Here is a 20,975-nt window from a genome sequence, read left to right as displayed (position 1 = left end):
CGCTTTCGCATTGAAGATGGCTTCGACCTGAGTGCGCGTGTGGCTCCCGATCTGATCTGCCCAAGCCAGAAAGCGCTCTTTTGATTGACGTTTGTATGCCCAATGCTCTGGGGGCATATGGTCAGCGACCGTGGTGTGACGATATTGCACACGTGAGCGTTCGTGAACTGCAATCCGCTGATGATCATGAAACACCTCAATCAGATGCTCTGAAATCTTGACTTGCACTTCTCGTTGCACATACCAGTAAGGCACTGAATAGTAGTGCTTTTCAACTTCGAGATGATAGTCAAGATTCACCCTGGCAGTTTTCCAGCGGGCAAACACAAACGGCTGACCCGGTAACGGTTTGAGGGCAGGTTTGTCCACTTGCTCAAACAGAACGCGATGGGAGACTCCATAGCCGCTCATCACCCGGTCATTGAGATGCTGCAACCGCACCCGAATCGCTGCATTCAAATCCGTAAAACTGGTGAAGCGTTCATAGCGTAACGGGGCAAGAATTTGTCGTTCGACTTCTTGAACGGCTTTTTCGACTTTCGCTTTATCCTTGGGCTTGTTCGGACGAGCAGGGAGAATGACCAGATTGAAGTGCCGAGCGAACTCTTCGTAGCTGCGGTTGATTCCGGGTTCATAGCGGCAAGGGTCGGTCACGCCGGATTTGAGATTATCCGGGACAATACACTCTGGTACACCCCCAAAAAACTGTAAGGCGCGTTGATGGGCACCAATCCAGTGCGGCAATTCTTGACTCGGTGTCGCTTCGGCATAGGTGTAGTTCGAGGCACCCCAACAGGCAACAAAGATTTGGGCTTTCGTCACCGCGTGAGTCTCTGGATGAATCACCTCAACGGTCGGACCACAATAGTCTACAAATAGCTTCTCGCCTGCTTTGTAGACTTGTCGCATCGTCAATTGCTGGCGGATTTTCCATTTGTTGTAGCGCCGACAGAATGTACCATAGCTGCATTGCCATTGTTGTTTGTCGATGCCTTCCTGCCACAAGAGCGCGAGTGTCACTCCTTTGCGTTGCCGTTCTATCTCTAGCGTTGTAAAATCAATTGTCTCTGGCTGTTCTTTGGCTTTGCGTTTTCCTTTGCCTAATTGTTCTTTCGCTTCACTATCACTCAATTGTTGAATTTGTTCATAGCTTAATCCTTTTGCCGTTGCTCGACGAATGTAATCTTGTACTGTTGACCGGGCAACCGCACAACTTTGTGCAATCGAACATTGGCTATACCCCATCTCATGCAGACGGATGATCTCGCGAAACTTGTCCATCGACAGTAACTCTCCTTGTTGCGTTCCTTTGCTCACGTCGTTTACACCTTCAGGTCAACAGTGACCGCAGTGTAAAGCGTGGTGCCGAAGTTCGATGAGAATTACCTGCCGAAGATAACTGAGAATCGGGTGCCGAAGTTACGTGAGAATCACCTGCCGAAGTTTATGCAATTTTGCAAATCCATGAGTATTGGGTAGACTATATCCGTAAAGTTTACGAGCAAAGCTTGAAGGATAAGCATCCGCTCAAACCTGCCGATATCGTGCGTGAAGTCCAGCGACATGCGGTGATTGACCTGCGGCATGAAGAAGGCGATTATCCCCACCCAGCTACCGTTTATCGAATTCTAAAACCCCTAGTTGAACGCCAAAAACGGAAACAAAAAATCCGTAATCCCGGTGCGGGGTCTTGGCTAGCGGTGGAAACGCGGGATGGGAAATTGCTCAAAGCAGACTTCAGTAATCAAATTGTCCAGTGCGATCACACTAAGCTCGATATTCGGATTGTTGATAAGGAGGGCAAGCTTCTAGCATGGCGACCCTGGATCACTGCCGTTGTTGATACCTTCTCAGGTTGTGTCATTGGCTATCATTTGTGGCACAAACAGCCGGGAGCGCATGAAGTCGCACTGGCGCTCAGACATGCAATCTTGCCCAAGCAGTACCCACCCGAGTATGACCTTGAGAAAGTTTTGAATGAGTCGAATATTTATGGCGCACCGCTCCAGTACTTCTTCACCGATGGTGGTAAGGATTTGAGTTGGTCCAAACTTATTCAATCCATTGGGAAAAAGTTGGGATTTCAGTGTGAACTGCGGGATCGTCCGATTCAGGGGGGTATTGTCGAGCGGCTCTTCGGTACGATCAATACTAAGGTTTTGGCTCCCCTGCCGGGCTACATCTCCAAGGAGGAGGGCGGGGCAGAACGGGCAGAAAAGGAAGCCTGTCTCACTTTTGAGGATCTCGACCAGATATTAGCCGTGTACTTCTTTCGCGACTATAATCATGAGCCTTATCCGAAAGACCCACGCGATACTCGTCTTGAACGCTGGTTGAAGGGCATGGGTAAGAAACTGCCTGAACCGTTGAATGAACGCGACTTAGACCTCTGCTTGATGAAAGCGGAGCAACGTGTGGTGCAGGCGCATGGGTCGATGTACTTTGAAAATCTGACTTACCGCTGTGAAGAGCTACGAACCCTACAGGGCGAGTATGTGACCTTAAGGTACGACCCCGACCACATTTTGACCTTGTATGTCTATCGTCAAACAACGGATGATGATGAGGTAGAAGAGTTTATCGGCTATGCTCATGCCATCAATATGGACAGGCAAGATTTGAGCCTGGAGGAGCTAAAACAACTGAACAAACTGCGAAGCACTGCCAAGCGGGAACATTCCAACTATGGTGGGCTCTTAGCGCCGGATCAGCGGCAAAAACTTGTCGAGCAGCGTAAGCAGGAGAAGAAAGAGCGACAACGAGCCGAGCAGAAAAAACTGCGTGACAAAAGCAAGCAGAACTCGAAAATCGTCGAATTACGGCAAGAACGGGCAGGCAAATCTGTCAGCCCAGTTGAATCGATGGAACTGTTGCCAGAAAGGGTGTCTTCTGAGCAGAAGGAACCGGAGATGGGGGTTCCTGCTCCACAACCCGTTGAACCTGATATTTCTAACTCTCCATCCGAAGAACGACACCCTATTGTAGTTCCCAAAAATCAAACACTGAAGAGGATTTGGTAGGATATGGCACAATCCCAGCTTGCAACCCAAGTTCCGGTAGAGATTCTCGCAACTCAGCTTGATTTAACTGATGTGCTGATCAAAACGGCAGCGATCGAGGAGCTGTTTCAGACCGCTTTTATTCCGACAGATCGCGCCTCACAATGTTTCCGTTGGTTGGACGAATTGCGATTGCTGAAACAGTGTGGCCGGGTGATTGGACCGAGGGAGGTTGGCAAGAGTCGGTCTTCCAGGCACTACCGAGAAGAGGATAGAAAACGGGTCTCCTATGTGAAAGCCTGGTCAAATTCCAGTTCTAAACGGCTCTTTTCGCAAATTCTCAGGGACATCAACCACGCGGCTCCACGGGGAAAACGACAAGACTTACGGGCTCGATTAGCTGGATGCCTTGAACTCTTCGGAATTGAGCTTCTGCTGATTGATAATGCCGATAATCTGCAACGGGAAGCATTGATCGACCTGAAACAGCTGTATGAAGAGTCAGGTGTGCCGATCGTTCTCATCGGCAGTCAAGACCTCGACAACAGCTTGCAAAATTTCGATTTGTTGACCTGCTTTCCCACGCTGTTTGAATTTGATCGACTGGACTATGAAGACTTCCAGAAGACTTTAAGGACGATCGAGTTGGATATTCTGGCACTTCCGCAAGCTTCTAACTTGGCAGAGGGCACCCTTTTTGAAATTTTGGCAGCCAGCACCCAAGCTTAGATGGGAAGTTTGATTAAGATTTTGACGAAGGCGGTTTTGCATTCCCTTAAGAAGGGACACGGCAAGGTTGATGAAAGGATTTTGCAAAATATTGCTAACCGCTATGGAGCACGATACATTCCCCCAGAAGCAAGGAGGAATCCTAAGTAGAGTGAGGGCTAAATCGATATTCTTCACAAAGAGAGTCCGCCATGAGTCAGCCTGACGAGAATGTGCCTCGACTTGGCTATGTGGAACCCTTGGAGCATGAGAGTATTAGTCACTATCTGGGACGTTTGAGACGATTCAAGGCGAATCGTCTGCCTTCGGCTTATTCGTTAGGGCAAGCGGCAGGGATTGGAGCGGTTACTGCTCGGTGGGAGAAGCTCTATTTCAATCCAGTTCCAACGGATGAGGAGTTGGGCGCGATTGCCCGCCTCATCGATCTAGATCCCTCGCGCTTTCAAGCGATGTTGCCTCACCAGGGAATGACATTGCAGCCTCGCCCCATTCGGCTGTGTGGAGCCTGTTATGCTGAAGTACCCTGTCATCGGATGGTGTGGCAGCACAAGGACGTAGTTGCAGTTTGCACACGTCACAACTTGCGCTTGTTGGAGCGATGCCCCAGTTGTAAACGTCCCTTCCAGATTCCAGCATTATGGACAGATGGGAGATGTCATCACTGTGGGATGCGCTTTACGGCGATGGTGAAATATCAGGAGAGAAGCAAGAAAGCCAATTGAGTACAGCGATCGCAGGCAGCTAGTACTTCTTGCTGAATGCTGATCTGAACGATTGAGTGAGACAAAACCGAAGAACAGCATCTAAGAAGTTCGACCCTGAGCAGTTGGACGAGACTAGTTGGGACACACCTTCAGTTTGAAATGCGTTGTCATGGGTGAAATTAGAAACCAATTTGCAGTGAAATTTAGTGCTTTCTTGACAGCAGATGGGCACTCTCTGCAAGGACTGTCAATTCTGTCCCATAACTATGGTGCATCAACCGCCTAACACTTCGTTGAGTCTTGATCGTCGTCAATTTATCCAGCTTTTGCTTGCGGGTACGATCGGTATTTTGGGCAGGGAAATGCTCCTTCCCGAAGCTGCTCTTGCAGAGAGCGCCCCTGCTAATTCAGAAATCTCAAGGACCGAACTCTATCATATTTTTATTGGGGACAAACTTGCCCAGAAGGGTGGGCAGCAAAGGGTAACGTTTAAGTCCGGTCAGACAGAGTCTCTTAAGATTCCGGCTGGCTGTAGTGAGGGAGCCAAATTAATGGTCAAACAGGCGGCTTTGAATGGACGCAATGCTACCGTTGTTGTGCATACACTTTATGACTCATCAATCGACTTCGATACCGCAATCAGTGCTGCCCTGACATCCGCTTCTTTGAGGGCGGGAACCCGCGATCGTTGTCAGGCTGCTTATGCTCAAATCAAGGCAGGAAATTGGGTAACGGATACTCACGCTCAGGACATTCTAGATATTGTCGTGGGCGGCTCACCAGAACTTGGGAAAGATCCTAATGGTCAGGTCATCCGAGAGCGCTATCGCATTGCCAGCCAAAATTCACGCTTAATTGCCCTACAGAACCAACTTGAAGCAGCTGTCGCAGCTTCAGACTTACCGGATGAGAAGAAGCTACGCTTAAAGGGAATTTATCAATATGTGCGGGCAAATGAATCACTGCCCAGTCCTGACGATTTTGCTGATCTAACCGCAGTAGACGCGATCGTCCAAAACGCTCAACTGCCACTTGCCTTGAAACAGCGGTATGCGATCGCCAGTGCTCAGACGAGAGCCTTCACCGTGGATGAGGTGATTATGGCGCTGATTCGACGGAGTGATTATGTAGGAGAGGCTCAGCAGAAATATCTGACGGTGTAAACCAGGCGCGTTTAGGGCAAACCGTTGAGGATGAGTATACGCTTGGATCGCTAGATTCACTTGTCTATTTTTCGGACATTTCACCGGAATGCAAGACGATTTATCGGTTAGCTCGTAATCAGTTTTTTGAGAAAGACGAAGGTGCGGTTGAGGCGGATTTACAGAAGTATCTCAAGACTGGGAAGCAGGCAACGAAACTGGCGGCGAACTTTGTTCCGACATTAACACAGGCGCTGGGTGCGACAGGAGTGACAGCAGGTACGGGAACTGCAATCAGCTCGCTTACGGGAGCAGCAGCCACAAACGCAACACTGGCAACCCATGGTGGTGGATCAGTGGCAGCAGGTGGACTGGGGATGCTCGGCGGATTAGCGGTCGCAACTGGGGGAGCGGCATTGGTGGGTGCAGCCGCATTGGTTTCAATTAGTTTGGTTGCAAATCTAGATGGCACTGAATTGATGAACTTGGGAATCGCAGCTACAACGGGAACTGTTGCGAGTGCTGCTGCGGTTGGTGCGGCTTGGGCAGCGGTGAGTACCTTTGGGGCGGCAGGAAGTTTATCAGGTGCTGCTGCGATTAGTACTGCAATGGCAGCAATGGGTGGCATCGGCGTGATGACGGGTGGTGCAGCTTTAGTGGCATTTGGTGTGGGATTAGGGGTTTGGCAGTTTCTCGAGAGCCAGGATGCGATGCCGAAAATGCTTCGTCAGACCGAACCGCTGCTGTACACCGTCCTGGATCAGTCCGAGCATCCGCTCATTGCCACGTTTCAGCAATACCTCAGTGGTTATCGGCAAGAATTTAACGAGGCTTATATTGCTCCAGAGATTCCACTAGATAAATTGGCGAATGTTCTGTTTGACTTTGCGCCTGTGGATCGCGATGAAAGGATTCTTGCGATCGTCGATATGAGCCTGTGGGATAACGGCAAGGATGGCATTGCTTTTACCGATCGCGGCATCTGGTGGAAGCATTTGTTTGAGTCGAAATCTGTGAAGTATTCCGACCCAGAATATCTATTCAAGATCAAGCACTTGCCGGAGCCGATCTCTGAGAATGAAAGCCACCAGATTTATAATTTGGCGCTGGAGTTGGGGATGAATTCCGTCATGGCAGACTTGAAAACGCTGAAAGCTTGAACTGGCTTCAATGACACGCCGAAAACCTGATATCTTACGCCTCAGCGTAGAAATGACTGGATGGGGCAATCTGTCAAAAGCGTTGAATTCGGCTTCGGGACGACTATAATCTCTCTGCTGGCTTCTGCTGAACAACGAGGCGAAGCCAGTCGATGAGCATCGCAGGCTGTGGGTATGGCAAGATCGCGAACTAAAGAAACGAACGGTAAAAATGGCAACGGCGCAAATCTAGGGTTTGAGTAAACGCTGTGGGCTGCGGCAGATAAGATGCGCGGTCACATGGATGCTGCTGAATATAAGCACGTCGCTTTGGGGCTGATTTTTCTCAAGTACATTTCTGATGCCTTTCAGGAACTCTACGATGATTTGGAGGCGCGGCAGGAGACGGACTATACCGACCCGGAGGATCGAGATGAGTATCTGGGGATGAATGTCTTTTGGGTGCCGAAGGAGGCGCGGTGGTCGCATATTCAGGCGAACGCGAAGCAACCGACGATCGGGAAGCTGATTGATGAGGCGATGCTGGCGATCGAGAAGGAGAACCCACGACTCAAGGGCGTGTTGCCGATTCAGTATGCTCGACCGGATCTGGATAAGCAGCGGTTGGGAGAACTGATTGACCTGATCAGCAAGATTGGGTTAGGGGATGCTGCTAGTCGATCAAAGGATATTCTGGGGCGGGTGTATGAGTATTTCCTGGGGCAGTTTGCCGAGAAGGAAGGCAAGGGCGGGGGGGAATTCTATACGCCGCAGTCGGTCGTGAAGCTGCTGGTGGAGATGATTGAGCCGTACAAGGGGCGAATTTATGACCCCTGCTGCGGGTCGGGTGGGATGTTTGTGCAGTCGGAGAAATTTGTTGAGGCGCATGGCGGACGCAAGGGCGATATTGCCATTTATGGGCAGGAGTCGAACCCGACAACGCGCCGCTTGTGTTTGATGAATCTTGCAATTCGGGGGATTGATGGCAATATCGGCGATCGCCAAGCGGACAGTTTCACCAATGACCTACACAAGGACTTGAAGGCGGATTACATTCTGGCAAATCCACCGTTTAACATCAGCGATTGGTGGAATAATTCGCTCTCCGATGATGTGCGCTGGCAGCATGGCACGCCCCCGAAGGGGAACGCCAACTATGGCTGGGTGCAGCACATGATCCATCACCTCGCGCCAAATGGGATTGCGGGGTTTGTGTTGGCGAATGGCTCGATGAGTTCTAACCAGTCGGGGGAAGGGGAGATTCGCAGGGCGATCGTGGAGGCGGATCTGGTAGATTGCATGATTGCGCTGCCGGGGCAGTTGTTTTACACGACGCAGATTCCAGCGTGTTTGTGGTTTGTGACGCGCAATAAGAAGGGAATGGTGGGGTCGAAGGGCTTTACTACCTTGCGCGATCGCCGGGGTGAGACGCTGTTTATTGATGCCCGGAAGATGGGGTATCTGGTCGATCGAACGCACCGAGAATTGACGGAAGAGGAGATTGCCCGTATTGCGGCAACCTACCATGCGTGGCGTGGGGAGCCGGAGGCTGGCACCTATGCAGATATACCAGGGTTTTGTAAGAGTGCGACATTGGAGGATATTAAGTCGCATGGGTATGTGCTGACTCCAGGGCGCTATGTAGGAGCAGAGGAAGCGGAGGATGAGGATGAACCTTTTGAGGAGAAGATGCAGCGGTTGACTGCAGAGTTGGAGGAACAGTTTAAGGAATCGGCTCGATTGGAGAAAGAAATTCGAGAAAACTTAGAGCGGTTAGGGTTTTATGCTTGAGAACTTACCGGATAGGTGGGATGTTGTCAAAGCAGGAAAACTAGCTGCTCCAGGTAAACACTCCTGTGTCGGTGGACCTTTTGGTTCAAATCTAGTGCGTCAAGACTATGTTGAATACCCTGGTGTGCCTGTTATTCGTGGTGGGAATCTCGTTCTTGGATCTCGCGTATTCCAAGATTTTGACTTTGTCTTTGTCTCAGAAGAGAAAGCAGCCTCGCTCCAACAAAATACTGCACATCCAGGTGATCTAGTTTTTATGCAACGTGGAGCTTCAATTGGGCAGGTTAGTCTGATTCCGAAAAACGCGAAGTTTTCGAGATATATCCTGTCGCAGAATTTGATGAAATTGACTCCAGATCCGCAGAAAGCTGATGTTAAATTCCTGTGCTATTACTTCTTATCGCCTCTAGCCCAGGAGTTAATCCAAAGACATTCAGTTGGTAGCACAATTCCTGGATTCAACCTAACTCAACTTCGAGATTTTCCTGTACCTCTTCCACCACTTAATGAGCAGAAGGCGATCGCTCACATTCTCGGCACCCTCGACGACAAAATCGAACTCAACCGGCAGATGAACCAAACGCTCGAAGAGATCGCGCGTGCCCTCTTCAAATCCTGGTTTATCGACTTCGATCCCGTCCGCGCAAAAATGGATGGACGACAGCCCGCAGGCATGGATGCGGAAACGGCGGCTCTGTTTCCTAATGAGTTTGAGGATTCAGCGATCGGTAAGATCCCGAAGGGCTGGGTAGTTGGAACAGTCCAAGATATAGGTCACGTCATATGTGGTAAAACTCCATCCACACAAGATGCCGAAAACTACGGTGCTGACATACCCTTCATAACTATTCCAGATATGCATGGAAAAATCTTTTCCATTAAAACTAATAAGTATTTGTCAAGTAAGGGGGCTAAAACTCAGGCGAATAAAACTTTACCACCTTACTCAATTTGTGTAAGTTGCATTGCAACCCCAGGGCTAGTTGTGATGACAACGCACCCATCTCAGACAAATCAGCAAATCAATAGTGTCATCCCATACGAGGCTGACACAGCTTTCTACTACTACTTTGTCTTACGCGAAGTAGCGGACGAAATCAAAGCACGTGGTAGCGGTGGTTCTGTTTTTGCAAATCTCAATAAAGGTCATTTCTCAGTTCTCCCTGTTTTACTTGCACCAGCAGAACTCCGAGCTAGATATCACCTTATGGTAGAACCAATATTTGCAAAATTCCTCTCAAACGAACTGGAATCGTTTTCTCTGACAAAGGTTCGTGATGAACTCCTTCCAAAACTGCTATCCGGCGGAATCCGCATCAAGGATGCCAAAAAGGTTGTGGAGGCGGTAACATGAGCAATCTAAAACCTTGGGCTTATGGTCCCTTTGAACTCATTGTTCATGCAGAAGGGCATCGTAAGGGTGGCGGCGATTTTGATAAACGTATTGCACTTATTGGATTCGATAATTCGATCGAAGCCTCTATTACTACTTTTTTACAACTTCATCCTTCACAAAGACAGGGGATTCAATATTCTAGGCAACAAATTGAAAAATGGCTTGCCAATTACCATACTAAACTAGAATTTTTTGAAGACTTTATTTTAACCCTTAATGAAGCTATCGAAATAACAAGAGATGAAATTATTTGGTATCACCAACTTAGGAATGAGTTATATCATTCAGGCAATGGAATGGTACCCGAAGAACGTAGCATTAATGGTATAAGAAAAGCTGCTCTTTGGGTTTTCTCAAAACTCTTTAATGCAGATGCGGAGATTCTGCTAAAAATAGAAGTGCCACCTCCAGTTCCGGTAAACTGCAATCAGAGAGAAGAAATTCCAGGTCGAATGATTTTTCTTCAATCATTTATTGGGTTTGAGAAAGCTTTAACCTTATCGCTACATTCAATGGGGATTTTAGGGGAAAAGAAAGCGCTCTCTTTTACAAGAGCTTGGAAATTATTTCTGCTCCGATGCGATCAGATTTCTAAAGAACATATTAAACTCGTCGAACAAAGCCGAGAAATTAGAAATGTTCTTGCGCATGGAGGATCAAGCCAGTTTAATGATAAGTATTTGTCTACTCTCGCCGATCGACTCGAAAAAGTTACAGAGTTTATTACTCAGTATAAAAATGACTATTCTTACTCGCAAGATATATTACCTGATTTAAATGGTAAATATCCTAATTGCATACGCCCTGATATTATTTCAGTTCGTATTGTTCAGCATAACGGTGTTGTTTTCCTAGAAACTACTTCTAAAACTGGTATATCTCATTATGCTGATGAGACAGTGAACAGACTAGATTTAAGTTTCATATCCAATGACAGCGATCCAAGTAAGGATCCTGAAGATAATCTCTTCTTTTCTCCTAGTAGAACAGCACAAGAAAATGCAAAACGTTTCGTAGAGGAATTCTTTAATCCTACTTATGATGTTACTGACATATCTATTGATTAAGGGTGTAAGAAACTCAATGGTCAATATCAATAAAAATAGAAGAGCATGGGTATTAAATTTACAGAATCAGAAGTTGAAGAAGCTGCTCTCTATTACTTTGGGCAGTTAGGCTATACCGTTCTGGGTGGTTCTGATATTGCCCCTGGTGAACCTGGAGCAGAGCGCAATAGCCATGCCGATGTCGTGCTGGTCGATCGCCTCCGCTCCGCCCTGGTTCGACTCAACCCTCAAGTCCCACCCGACGAAATCCAATCGGCAATTCAGCAAGTCCTCCGCCCCGAAACTCAAAACCTCTACAACAACAACCAACGCTTCCATCGACTCCTGACCGAAGGCGTTCCCGTTTCCTACCCTGGCGCAGATGGACGCACTCAACATGACCAGGTATGGCTGATCGATTGGAAAAATCCTGACCATAACGACTGGCTCGTCGTCAACCAGTTCACTGTCATTGAAAACCAGAAAAACCATCGCCCTGATGTGGTGGTCTTTGTCAACGGACTCCCCCTCGCCGTCATCGAACTCAAAAACGCCGCAGACGAAAACGCCGACACCGACAAAGCCTTTAACCAACTCCAGACCTACAAACGCAACATTCCTAGCCTCTTCACCACCAACGAAGTGCTGCTCATCTCCGACGGTCGAGAAGCTCGTCTCGGTTCTCTCACCGCCGATCGCGATCGCTTCATGCCGTGGCGCACTATTGACGGAGCCGACCTTGCCCCTAAAGGAATGCCCGAACTCGAAGTCATGATTCGTGGCGTGTTTGAGCCATCCCGCTTCCTCGACCTGATCCGCTACTTCGTCGTGTTTGAAGTCGATGGCGAAACCCTGATCAAAAAGATGGCAGGCTACCACCAATACCACGCCGTCAACAAAGCCGTTGCCGAAACCGTCAAAGCCACCGCACCAGAAGGCGATAAGAAAGTTGGCATCATCTGGCATACCCAGGGATCTGGCAAGAGCCTGTCGATGGCATTCTATGCCGGAAAAATCATTCGGCATCCAGCAATGGCAAACCCCACCCTGGTTGTCCTCACCGATCGCAACGACCTCGACGAGCAGCTTTTCACCACCTTCTCCAAATGCCACGAATTACTGCGCCAGAAACCTGTCCAGGCAGCAGACCGCTCTGACCTCAAAGACTTGCTCAACGTCGCTTCCGGTGGAGTCGTCTTCACTACGATCCAGAAATTTGCCCCAGAGAAACCCGGTGGTGAATACGAAGCTATCTCTCCTCGCCGCAACATCGTCTTCATTGCCGACGAAGCCCACCGTTCGCAATATGGGCTATCGGCACGAGTCGTCAAAACCAAAGACAAAGAAACCGGGGAAGAAGGAGCCTACACCGCCTATGGTTTCGCCAAATACCTGCGCGATGCCCTGCCCAACGCCTCCTTCATCGGCTTCACTGGCACTCCGATCGAAGCCACCGACAAGAACACCAAACAAATCTTCGGCGACTACATCGACGTTTACGACATCCAACGGGCAGTAGACGACAAAGCCACCGTCAAAATCTTCTACGAAGCCCGCCTTGCCAAGATCAATCTAGAGGAGTCGGAAAAGCCCCATATCGACCCCGAATTTGAAGAAGTCACAGAAGGCGAGGAGCAGTCCACCAAAGAAAAGCTCAAGTCTAAGTGGGCACAGCTTGAAGCAATGGTGGGCACCGAGAAGCGATTAGCTCAGGTTGCCAACGACATCATCCACCACTTTGAGAACCGCCTCGCTGCAATGGACGGCAAAGGCATGATCGTCTGCATGAGTCGCCGCATTTGCGTAGACCTCTACGACCAGATCATCCAACTCCGCCCCGACTGGCACCACGAAGACGACAAACAGGGCAGCGTCAAAGTCATCATGACAGGTAGCGCCTCCGATCCAGAAAACTTCCATCCCCACATCCGCTCCAAAAAAGCACGAGATGCGATCGCTAACCGTCTGCGTGACCCCCAAGACCCGCTCAAACTGGTAATCGTCCGGGATATGTGGCTTACTGGCTTTGATGCGCCCTGCCTCCACACCATGTACATCGATAAGCCGATGAAAGGGCACAACCTGATGCAGGCGATCGCCCGTGTCAATCGCGTCTTTGGCTCCAAACCCGGTGGCTTAGTCGTAGACTACCTCGGCATTGCTGAAGACCTGAAGAATGCCTTGAGAGACTATACCGAAGGCGATCGCGGCGAAACGGGCATTCCGATCGGAGAAGCCGTTGCCCTCATGCAGGAGAAGTACGAAATCGTCCAGGCAATGTTTCACGGCTACGACTACTCCCGCTTCTTCACCGGCACCCCACCAGAACGCCTCACTACCCTCTGTGAAGCCACCGACTGGATTCTGCGCCCCGAATTCAAAGCCGATAACGGCGTGCAGCGCTACATCCAGGCTGTAACCGAACTCTCCAAAGCCTACGCTCTCTGCGCCACCGAAGAGGAAGCGATCGACATCCGAGAAGAAGTGGGCTTCTTCCAGGCAATCAAAGCCACCCTCTCCAAACACACGGTCGAGGGCGGCAAAAGTAAAGCCGAACTGGATGCAGCCGTGCGCCAAATCGTGACCCGTGCGGTTGCCTCGGATCAGGTGATCGACATTTTCGCCACTGCCGGACTGAGCAAACCAGAAATCTCCATCCTCTCCGACCAGTTCCTTGCCGAAGTGCGTGACCTGCCTCAAAAGAACCTAGCACTCGAAGTTCTCCGAAAACTACTCAACGACGAGATCAGAACCCGATCGCGCCGTAATGTCGTGCAGTCTCGCCACTTCTCCGAGATGCTGGAGAACACCATTAAGCGCTATCAGAACCGCTCGATCGAGTCCGCTCAAGTGATCCAAGAACTGATCAAACTCGCCGAAGAGATGCGAGAAGCCAACCGACGCGGCGAAGATCTGGGACTCGGCGAAGACGAACTTGCCTTCTACGATGCCTTGGAAGTTAACGACAGCGCCGTACAAGTGCTGGGAGATGAAACCCTGAGAACGATTGCCCGTGAACTGGTGGAGGCGGTTCGCCGTAACGTCAGCATTGATTGGACTGAGCGAGAAACTGTGAGAGCTAAGCTGAGGGCGATCGTCAAACGCCTTCTCAGAAAGTATGGCTATCCTCCCGACAAACAAGAGAAAGCAACCCAAACAGTTATTCAACAAGCCGAAACCCTGTGTCGAGACTGGGCAGCCTGAGCAGGGATGCTTCGAGCTTGTAAGGGGTTAGCGATCGCAGCCTTCAAGGAACACTAACTTGCAAGAACATTTTTCATGTTCCACACTGACGATTTCTTGAGGGTAAGACTATGGTGTTTCCAGGCTGGGAAGTCACTCGGATGATTCCACCAGATTTATGGACGGGAATAGCGACGGGGCAATACAAAATTTATGGTGGAGTGATTCGGTGGGCAGCCGGAACCGAACATGCCGGACAGATTGTACGACATCTGCTCCCAGCCACCCAATTTCTAAATTTTGTTCCAGGACTCAGCTTCATTCCAGGCATCGTCAACGGTTTGCAAATGGCGGATTTGAAGGATGCTGTGCAAAATAACGCCGTCTTACTCACACAACTCTCAACTCAAGTGGGGACCCTGTCCCAAACCACTCAACAAGTGCTTCAGGTTGCCGCAGGTACTGCCCTTCTCTCTGGCTTAAGCTTGGCTGTCAGCAGCGTTGGGTTTATCGCAATCAACAATAAGTTGAATAAGATTGACGACAAGCTCAAAAGTATTCAGAAAGACATCCAAGACATTCAGCATTTCCTCGCAAGCAACGAACGTGCGAGACTCTTTGCCGCACTTGATGCCTTAATGAAATTAGACAAAACTCCTGCTGAACATCGTCATACGATTCTGCATAACTCACGACAGTCGCTTTCGGAAATCAATATGCGGTATCGCGAGTTGTTGTCGAATGCTAAGACGATTGAGACAGCGATGGCATACGAAGAGTATTTTGCTCTAACAGCACTGGCTCAAATTCGCTGTACGGCTGAGTTAGGAATGTTCGATGTCGCCCAACACGAAGTCCAAGAAGCGAATCAGTTTTGGCAGACTCAGGGACGACGGATTGCCAAGGACATTTTGATTGGTGAGTATCCAGAGCGGTTCTTAGCGAGCGATTTTGTTGATGCCGTTACGGTGGCTGAATTAGTTAGCTGGCTCGATTTTGCAAATGAAGAGGTCAAGCGCTACGGTTGGATTGACGATTTGCGCCGTAAAGTGGATGAAACCTGGTACGCAAAGGGTTGGATTCCCGTGATTCACGGTGGTTCGGGGTTAAACAAGAATGTGGGAGTTGGACTGGAAAAAGAACAAACCATGATCATTCCATCTCTCAGAAAACTAGCTGCTCGTAGTAATGTCTTCGAGGGCTATGTGGCTCAATACGATATGCTCGTAACTCACAAGCTGACTCCCACTGAGTTTGAACAAAAAGTTGCAGCACTTCCAGAAGCCGCTGCGATCGAGGGATACTTCATCCTAGAACCAGCAAAGACAGCAGCGTTTGAGCCTCAACTTGCCTCAGTTGAAGTACTAGCGCATTAAGAATACAGCTAACCCAATTGCGCCAGAAGAATCATTTTCTGACTGGCGCAGCTCAAAACAAGTGATGCGCTGAAGCGTCTTCCGGAGAATGAGCATCTACCCGCTCCGGACAATACTGAGTCGAGATGTCACAGAATCGGCATTCTTGAAAACTGGGAACCTTGCGTGCAGGGCTTGTATTGCTGAGAGTTGCGATCGCAGCCCGAAATTGCGTCCTGAAATCCTCATTCACCTGAGCCGCCTGAATTTCCACAACTTCATCGCGGTAAATTAATCGACCTTGTAAGGGCAGTCCTTGACAGGGGGCTAAGCTTACGGGAAGCAACAGCAAGTAAATCAGCATCTGGTAGAAATCTGCGTTCTTCCGTTGCCCAGTCTTGCAATCTTCAACTCAAGCTTCACCGCCTTTAATCGCCACAATATCTGGTTTCCCTGCAACTCTAACCAAATGATCCCTGCCTAAGACTTCAAATCGATTCTCTCCTTCAACATAAACGGTGTAGCCCGCCGCCTCTAGAAGGTTTATGCGATCGTTCACTAAAGTCCGATGGTTAGCGTTCCATTTTGCAGAGTCAAAATTTGTCTTGAGCTTTTCATACTTAAAGTGCGTCCGAAACCAGATTGACCAAACACACTGCGTTTCATCTGCCATTAAGCGAGACAGCCAAGTGACCCAAATCGAGGGGATGGCTTTCTGTTCATAGATACTCACGGCTTCTCATTCAAGTGGATTACATCTCCCAATCAGCGATTCGCAAAGGATTGCTGTTTCGCAAACGTAGGCTATGTGTAAAAGTACACTTGAACTCAATAAACTGACAAGAAAAGCTTGCCATATGACAAGCTTCTATTTTTCCTGCCTTCGCTGCTGTTTCGTGTGATACATCTGCCGCAACGTCTTCAAATATTCTGGTTCAGACTCGATCGTCACCCAAATATGATGAGCGAGTGCCAGCTTCTGCTGATGCTTTTCACTCGGAAATCTGCGGTGCTCTCCCTGAGAAAACCAGTGATTGACGGTAGTGAGTGAGCAGTCGCAGATGAACGCTAACTCCTCGCGTGAGACATCCCAAATCCGCAAAAACTCCTCAAGTTCCATCAATTCGTCGTGCGCCCATTGCAGATACAGCTGTAACGCACACCAGTGTGTATGAGAGGGGATTCGGGGAGCAAGTGCCATATCAATTAGATTGCCATCCTGACAATTCTTCGGTATGATACCTCTACAGAAAACAGTACACAAGAACTATTTCGGAGTACTTCACATTTCCCAGCAACCTACTCAATGGAGTCGTGCGATCGATGAGCCTCAAAACGATTCACTGTCGCCTAATCGCTTCCGAGCCTGTACGCCGCCATCTCTGGCGGCTCATGGTTAGCAGCAATACCCCGCTCGTGAACGACCTGCTCCAGCGAGTCAGTCAGCATGAGGATTTTGAGACTTGGCAACGGAGGGGTACTGTCGCATCTGACCCTGTTAAAGAGCTTTGCGAACCGCTCAAAGCGGTTTACCCAGGTCAACCTGGACGCTTCTATGCTTCTGCCAACCAGATGGTGACATATATTTACCAATCATGGCTAGCACTTCAGAAGGCTCGGCGTAATCGTCTGGATGGCAAGCAGCGCTGGTTAGATGTAGTAAAGAGTGATGCAGAACTGCTTGAACTCAGCGGTTCCACGCTTGAAGTGATTCGGCATCAGGCGCAGGCGATTCTGGACCAGGTTAAGGCAGCCCCTGCTCCATCGAATCCAACCGCGAAGAAGCGCAAGCGGGCACAACGGCAAACCCAATCCCCCAACGATAGCGGTCTCATGGATCGATTGTTTCAGGCTTATAACGCTACAGACGATACGCTGTCCCGCTGTGCCATTGCCTATCTCCTCAAAAATGGCTGCGAAGTTTCCATTGCCAAAGAGGATCCAGAGCATTTTGCTCACCGCATTCATAGCAAACAGAAGGAAATTGAACAACTAGAGGCTCAACTCCAGGCTCGTCTTCCGAGAGGGCGGGATTTAACAGGGGAAGCCTTTCTGGACACATTGGCGATCGCGACGCAACAACTGCCTGAAACGGTCGCTCAAGCACAAGAGTGGCGAGCTAAACTGCTGACTCGCTCTGCATATCTCCCTTATCCCATCATTTACGGCAGTGCGACCGATGTTTATTGGGGCAAGACGGCAACAGGGAGAATAACTGTCACTTTTAATGGGATGGACAAGTATCTCAGCGCAGCTGATCCTGACATTAAGCAGTGGTTCAAGACCGATAAAGGGTTTCCATTCCGTTTATCTTGCGATCAACGGCAACTGCCAGCCTTCCAACGCCTCTTGGAAGACTGGCAGGCTTATCAAACAAATAAAGATACTTATCCAGCAGGCTTACTCACCCTCAGTTCAGCCTTTCTAGGCTGGAGAGAAGGCGAAGGCAAGGGTGACCCTTGGAACGTGAACCATCTTGTCCTTTTTTGCACCTTCGATACTCGTCTAATGACCGCAGAAGGCACGCTAGAAGTCCAGCAGGAGAAGGTTGCGAAAGCCCGTAAGAAACTGACCTATGCCAACCCAGATCCTCGCAATCATTCGACGCTTGATCGCTTGCAGAACTTACCCGAGCGCCCTAGCCGGACTCCCTACTCGGGCAATCCCGAAATTCTAGTTGGAATCAGTATTGGATTGGCTGACCCGATCTCAGTGGCAGTCGTCAATGGCAGAACTGGAGAGATACTCACCTACCGATTGCCTCGTGCATTGCTCGGTGAGCAATACCACTTGCTGAACCGTCACCGCAACCAGCAGCAGCAAAACCGCTTGCAACGCCACAAAAATCAACAGCGTGGAGACGCATCCCAACCCTCAGAATCAGAACTGGGTCAGTATGTGGACCAGCTATTAGCAAATTCCATCATTGAACTTGCTCAAACTTATCAAGCAGGTAGCATTGTATTGCCAAACCTGAAGCACATGCGAGAGCTGCTCGACAGTGAGATTCAAGCAAGAGCTGAACAGAAGTGCCCAGGATCAATTGCAGCTCAAAAGCAATACGCTAAAGCGTATCGTCAGGCGATACATCAATGGAGCTATAACAGGCTGATTCAAGCCATCCGTAGTCAAGCAACTAAACTGAGTATCATTGTTGAAGTCGGATTTCAGCCACTTAAGGGTAGCCCCCAAGAGCTGGCAAAAGATATTGCGATCGCGACCTATCATGCTCGTGCGATTGCAGCAAAATAGCCTGACTTTACAGTATGTCCGAACCAAGAAAAGTTAAGATATGAACATCGCGCCGCAGTTTAAGCTCTCTGAGCCGCTGAACTGTGAAAAATGAGGGTCAGTTTGGTCGTTGTGAGACGACTGTACTTTCCGACCCTGGTAGCTGTCCGCTCACTAACTGCCATCCTGGCGCAGATTTCGATTTGAGATTTGTGTGGGGATGGGAAAGCTGTAGTTGTGGAGTTCGTTCTTCAACTGTAGCGCAGGTGCGCACCCAGCAGAAGTGGGTCAAGCCTTCACAATGTGGGGGTACAGGGGCATTATTGCATCAAGTGATTGATAATGTGACTGAAGTGGCGGCTACTGAATCGCCTCCGAGCAAGGAGGAGTCCTCCAATTCTTTTTGGCAAACCGCAGCAAGAGCAAAATTGCTGGGAGGTTCGCCAAAACTCTAGGGTCCGCTACTGGTGATGCTTTCATTCAACTGCGGTGTGCCGAAGTAAGTTTTCCAGAAAGTTGAAAGAGTACTTTTTAGATGGGTTTGCCAAAAGGCAGCTTGGAGAGCTTGCAGGAAAAGGATTCTAGCGCTGGGAGTTGCGATCAGCCTCCCACGAATGGGTGGGCTGAAAGATCTGACTACCACATTGCACAACGCAGCAATGCTATCGTTGCGATCAGCCTCCCACGAATGGGTGGGCTGAAAGTGCCGATTCCCCTTGTTTGCTCGTGATCGACGAAATCAGAGAGTTGCGATCAGCCTCCCACGAATGGGTGGGCTGAAAGAGGGATTCCAGTAGAGTGTAAAGCTGAATTGCTTCAGTTGCGATCAGCCTCCCACGAATGGGTGGGCTGAAAGGCCTAGCGATCGTTGATGATCGGCTTCCTGCTTGGCATGTTGCGATCAGCCTCCCACGAATGGGTGGGCTGAAAGTTTGCAATGTCTTTTTCATTGAGATAATATCCTAGTGTTGCGATCAGCCTCCCACGAATGGGTGGGCTGAAAGTTCGCTTATTCAGATTTACCCGTAGACACTCACGGTAGTTGCGATCAGCCTCCCACGAATGGGTGGGCTGAAAGATTCTAAAAATGGTGACGACTTGCCGAATATGCAATCGTTGCGATCAGCCTCCCACGAATGGGTGGGCTGAAAGTTCTAAATCGATCGATGTCGGTTCTTTTATGTAAGGCGTGGTTGCGATCAGCCTCCCACGAATGGGTGGGCTGAAAGTTTAGTACCAATGCGTAGCAACCGTTATCGTAAGTCGGAAGTTGCGATCAGCCTCCCACGAATGGGTGGGCTGAAAGAACTAAAAACAGCAACACTGAGGGATCAACCAATGACGTTGCGATCAGCCTCCCACGAATGGGTGGGCTGAAAGACTGTATCAGGCTTATTCGTGCGGATCTTGCTCTTGCCAGTTGCGATCAGCCTCCCACGAATGGGTGGGCTGAAAGTTCTAAATAAGCAATCGGAAAATTTGCCCCCCCCAGTTGCGATCAGCCTCCCACGAATGGGTGGGCTGAAAGAATTGTCTTTCGACTCAGTTTCACCGGATCGCCCAAGGTTGCGATCAGCCTCCCACGAATGGGTGGGCTGAAAGAGATTAGTCGCGATGCTTCAGCGAGAAAGCGGCTGTTGCGATCAGCCTCCCACAAATGAGTGGGCTGAAAGTCTCGGTAATGCTTGTCCATGCCGTAGATCCTGAGCGTTGCGATCAGCCTCCCACGAATGGGTGGGCTGAAAGCCCAGAGCGAAAAGTACAGGCAAAACTATGTACTGAGTGGACTGTTCAAATTTGAGATGCAATTAGCATCAGCAAGATTTAATAAGTTGAATTTTATAGTCTACTTATTTGCTGGCGGCTTATAAACCCGCACTAAACTAGGGCACTAATATTTTCTATTGGAGGACTGAAAGGAGCACTCGATTCGTAATTCGTCAGCATTCGTCCTTAATTCTAAGCGACATTAATTTGCGAATTGCGTAATTAAAACGAAGAACGACGCTAATTTGCGAAAAGCAAGGATTGGCTAATTTGCGACACTAATTTGCGAAATTATGCTCAACTAATCAAGAATCGTCAAAAACGACATTAATTTGCGAATTGCGACGCTTAATTTGCGAATGTACATAAGCCGATGGCGGGATTTGAACCCGCGACCGCTCGATTACGAATCGAGTGCTCTACCCCTGAGCCACATCGGCATAAAACCTTAGTAAGTATAACAGGTTTTCGATCGCACTTTCACACAAATTGC

15 protein-coding genes, 1 tRNA gene and 1 CRISPR repeat array are annotated in these 20,975 nt (G+C 49.3%); of the genes, 11 read left to right on the top strand and 5 right to left on the bottom strand.

Going from position 1 to position 20,975, the window contains the following annotated elements; genetic code table 11:
• Positions 1-1,281, bottom strand: a 1,281-nt coding sequence (gene istA / locus NC980_RS20850; protein WP_199298491.1) for an IS21 family transposase, incomplete at its 3' end; no start/stop codon positions are given.
• A gap of 227 nt (positions 1,282-1,508) precedes the next feature.
• Here istA and NC980_RS20845 point away from each other — a divergent pair.
• The 10 genes from NC980_RS20845 (at position 1,509) to NC980_RS20800 (ending at position 15,505) form a co-directional block, all read left to right on the top strand.
• Entirely contained in the window at positions 1,509-3,020 is a 1,512-nt protein-coding gene (locus tag NC980_RS20845; protein ID WP_206753818.1) for a Mu transposase C-terminal domain-containing protein, read from the top strand.
• A 3-nt stretch (positions 3,021-3,023) separates the two neighbouring features.
• Positions 3,024-3,728 carry an ATP-binding protein gene (locus tag NC980_RS20840; RefSeq protein WP_199298488.1) on the top strand — a complete coding sequence of 235 codons (705 nt, stop codon included), beginning with the start codon at positions 3,024-3,026 and terminating at the stop codon, positions 3,726-3,728.
• A 191-nt stretch (positions 3,729-3,919) separates the two neighbouring features.
• Complete coding sequence (locus NC980_RS20835) at positions 3,920-4,450, top strand: TniQ family protein (RefSeq protein WP_190376557.1); 531 nt, start codon at positions 3,920-3,922, stop codon at positions 4,448-4,450.
• Positions 4,451-4,698: 248 nt separating this feature from the next.
• Positions 4,699-5,595, top strand: a complete 897-nt coding sequence (locus NC980_RS20830) for a hypothetical protein (RefSeq protein WP_190376556.1) — start codon at positions 4,699-4,701, stop codon at positions 5,593-5,595.
• A 248-nt stretch (positions 5,596-5,843) separates the two neighbouring features.
• Entirely contained in the window at positions 5,844-6,734 is an 891-nt protein-coding gene (locus tag NC980_RS20825; RefSeq protein WP_190376562.1) for a hypothetical protein, read from the top strand.
• Positions 6,735-6,980: 246 nt separating this feature from the next.
• Positions 6,981-8,504: a class I SAM-dependent DNA methyltransferase gene (locus NC980_RS20820; RefSeq protein ID WP_277881352.1), complete on the top strand. Its 1,524-nt coding sequence runs from the start codon at positions 6,981-6,983 to the stop codon at positions 8,502-8,504.
• Positions 8,497-9,858: a restriction endonuclease subunit S gene (locus tag NC980_RS20815; protein ID WP_190376555.1), complete on the top strand. Its 1,362-nt coding sequence runs from the start codon at positions 8,497-8,499 to the stop codon at positions 9,856-9,858. Before NC980_RS20820 ends, NC980_RS20815 begins: the two co-directional genes overlap by 8 nt.
• Entirely contained in the window at positions 9,855-10,967 is a 1,113-nt protein-coding gene (locus NC980_RS20810) for a hypothetical protein (RefSeq protein ID WP_190376554.1), read from the top strand. The genes NC980_RS20815 and NC980_RS20810 overlap by 4 nt, the downstream gene beginning before the upstream one ends.
• Positions 10,968-11,012: 45 nt before the next feature.
• Entirely contained in the window at positions 11,013-14,150 is a 3,138-nt protein-coding gene (locus tag NC980_RS20805; RefSeq protein ID WP_190376553.1) for a type I restriction endonuclease subunit R, read from the top strand.
• Positions 14,151-14,260: 110 nt separating this feature from the next.
• Positions 14,261-15,505, top strand: coding sequence for a hypothetical protein (locus NC980_RS20800; protein ID WP_190376552.1), 1,245 nt, complete (start codon positions 14,261-14,263; stop codon positions 15,503-15,505).
• A 52-nt stretch (positions 15,506-15,557) separates the two neighbouring features.
• Here NC980_RS20800 and NC980_RS20795 read toward each other — a convergent pair whose 3' ends face one another.
• The 3 genes from NC980_RS20795 to NC980_RS20785 form a co-directional block, all read right to left on the bottom strand.
• Entirely contained in the window at positions 15,558-15,848 is a 291-nt protein-coding gene (locus NC980_RS20795; RefSeq protein ID WP_190376551.1) for a hypothetical protein, read from the bottom strand.
• A gap of 48 nt (positions 15,849-15,896) precedes the next feature.
• Positions 15,897-16,217 carry a hypothetical protein gene (locus NC980_RS20790; protein WP_190376550.1) on the bottom strand — a complete coding sequence of 107 codons (321 nt, stop codon included), beginning with the start codon at positions 16,215-16,217 and terminating at the stop codon, positions 15,897-15,899.
• Between the two features lie 135 nt (positions 16,218-16,352).
• Positions 16,353-16,685 carry a hypothetical protein gene (locus NC980_RS20785; RefSeq protein ID WP_199298487.1) on the bottom strand — a complete coding sequence of 111 codons (333 nt, stop codon included), beginning with the start codon at positions 16,683-16,685 and terminating at the stop codon, positions 16,353-16,355.
• A 122-nt stretch (positions 16,686-16,807) separates the two neighbouring features.
• Between NC980_RS20785 and cas12k the strand changes: the two genes are divergently transcribed.
• Positions 16,808-18,736 carry a type V CRISPR-associated protein Cas12k gene (gene cas12k / locus NC980_RS20780; protein WP_190376549.1) on the top strand — a complete coding sequence of 643 codons (1,929 nt, stop codon included), beginning with the start codon at positions 16,808-16,810 and terminating at the stop codon, positions 18,734-18,736.
• A 572-nt stretch (positions 18,737-19,308) separates the two neighbouring features.
• Positions 19,309-20,461: a CRISPR direct-repeat array (repeat unit 37 nt; unit sequence GTTGCGATCAGCCTCCCACGAATGGGTGGGCTGAAAG).
• Between the two features lie 389 nt (positions 20,462-20,850).
• On the opposite strand, the gene NC980_RS20775 is transcribed toward cas12k, so the two are convergent.
• A tRNA-Thr gene (locus NC980_RS20775) sits at positions 20,851-20,922 on the bottom strand.
• Positions 20,923-20,975: the final 53 nt, after the last annotated feature.

The sequence above is a fragment of the Leptolyngbya sp. AS-A5 genome, from assembly GCF_039962495.1.
In the GTDB taxonomy this organism is placed as follows: Bacteria; Cyanobacteriota; Cyanobacteriia; order Leptolyngbyales; family Leptolyngbyaceae; genus Leptolyngbya.
This window is presented reverse-complemented; position numbering and strand designations above follow the sequence as displayed.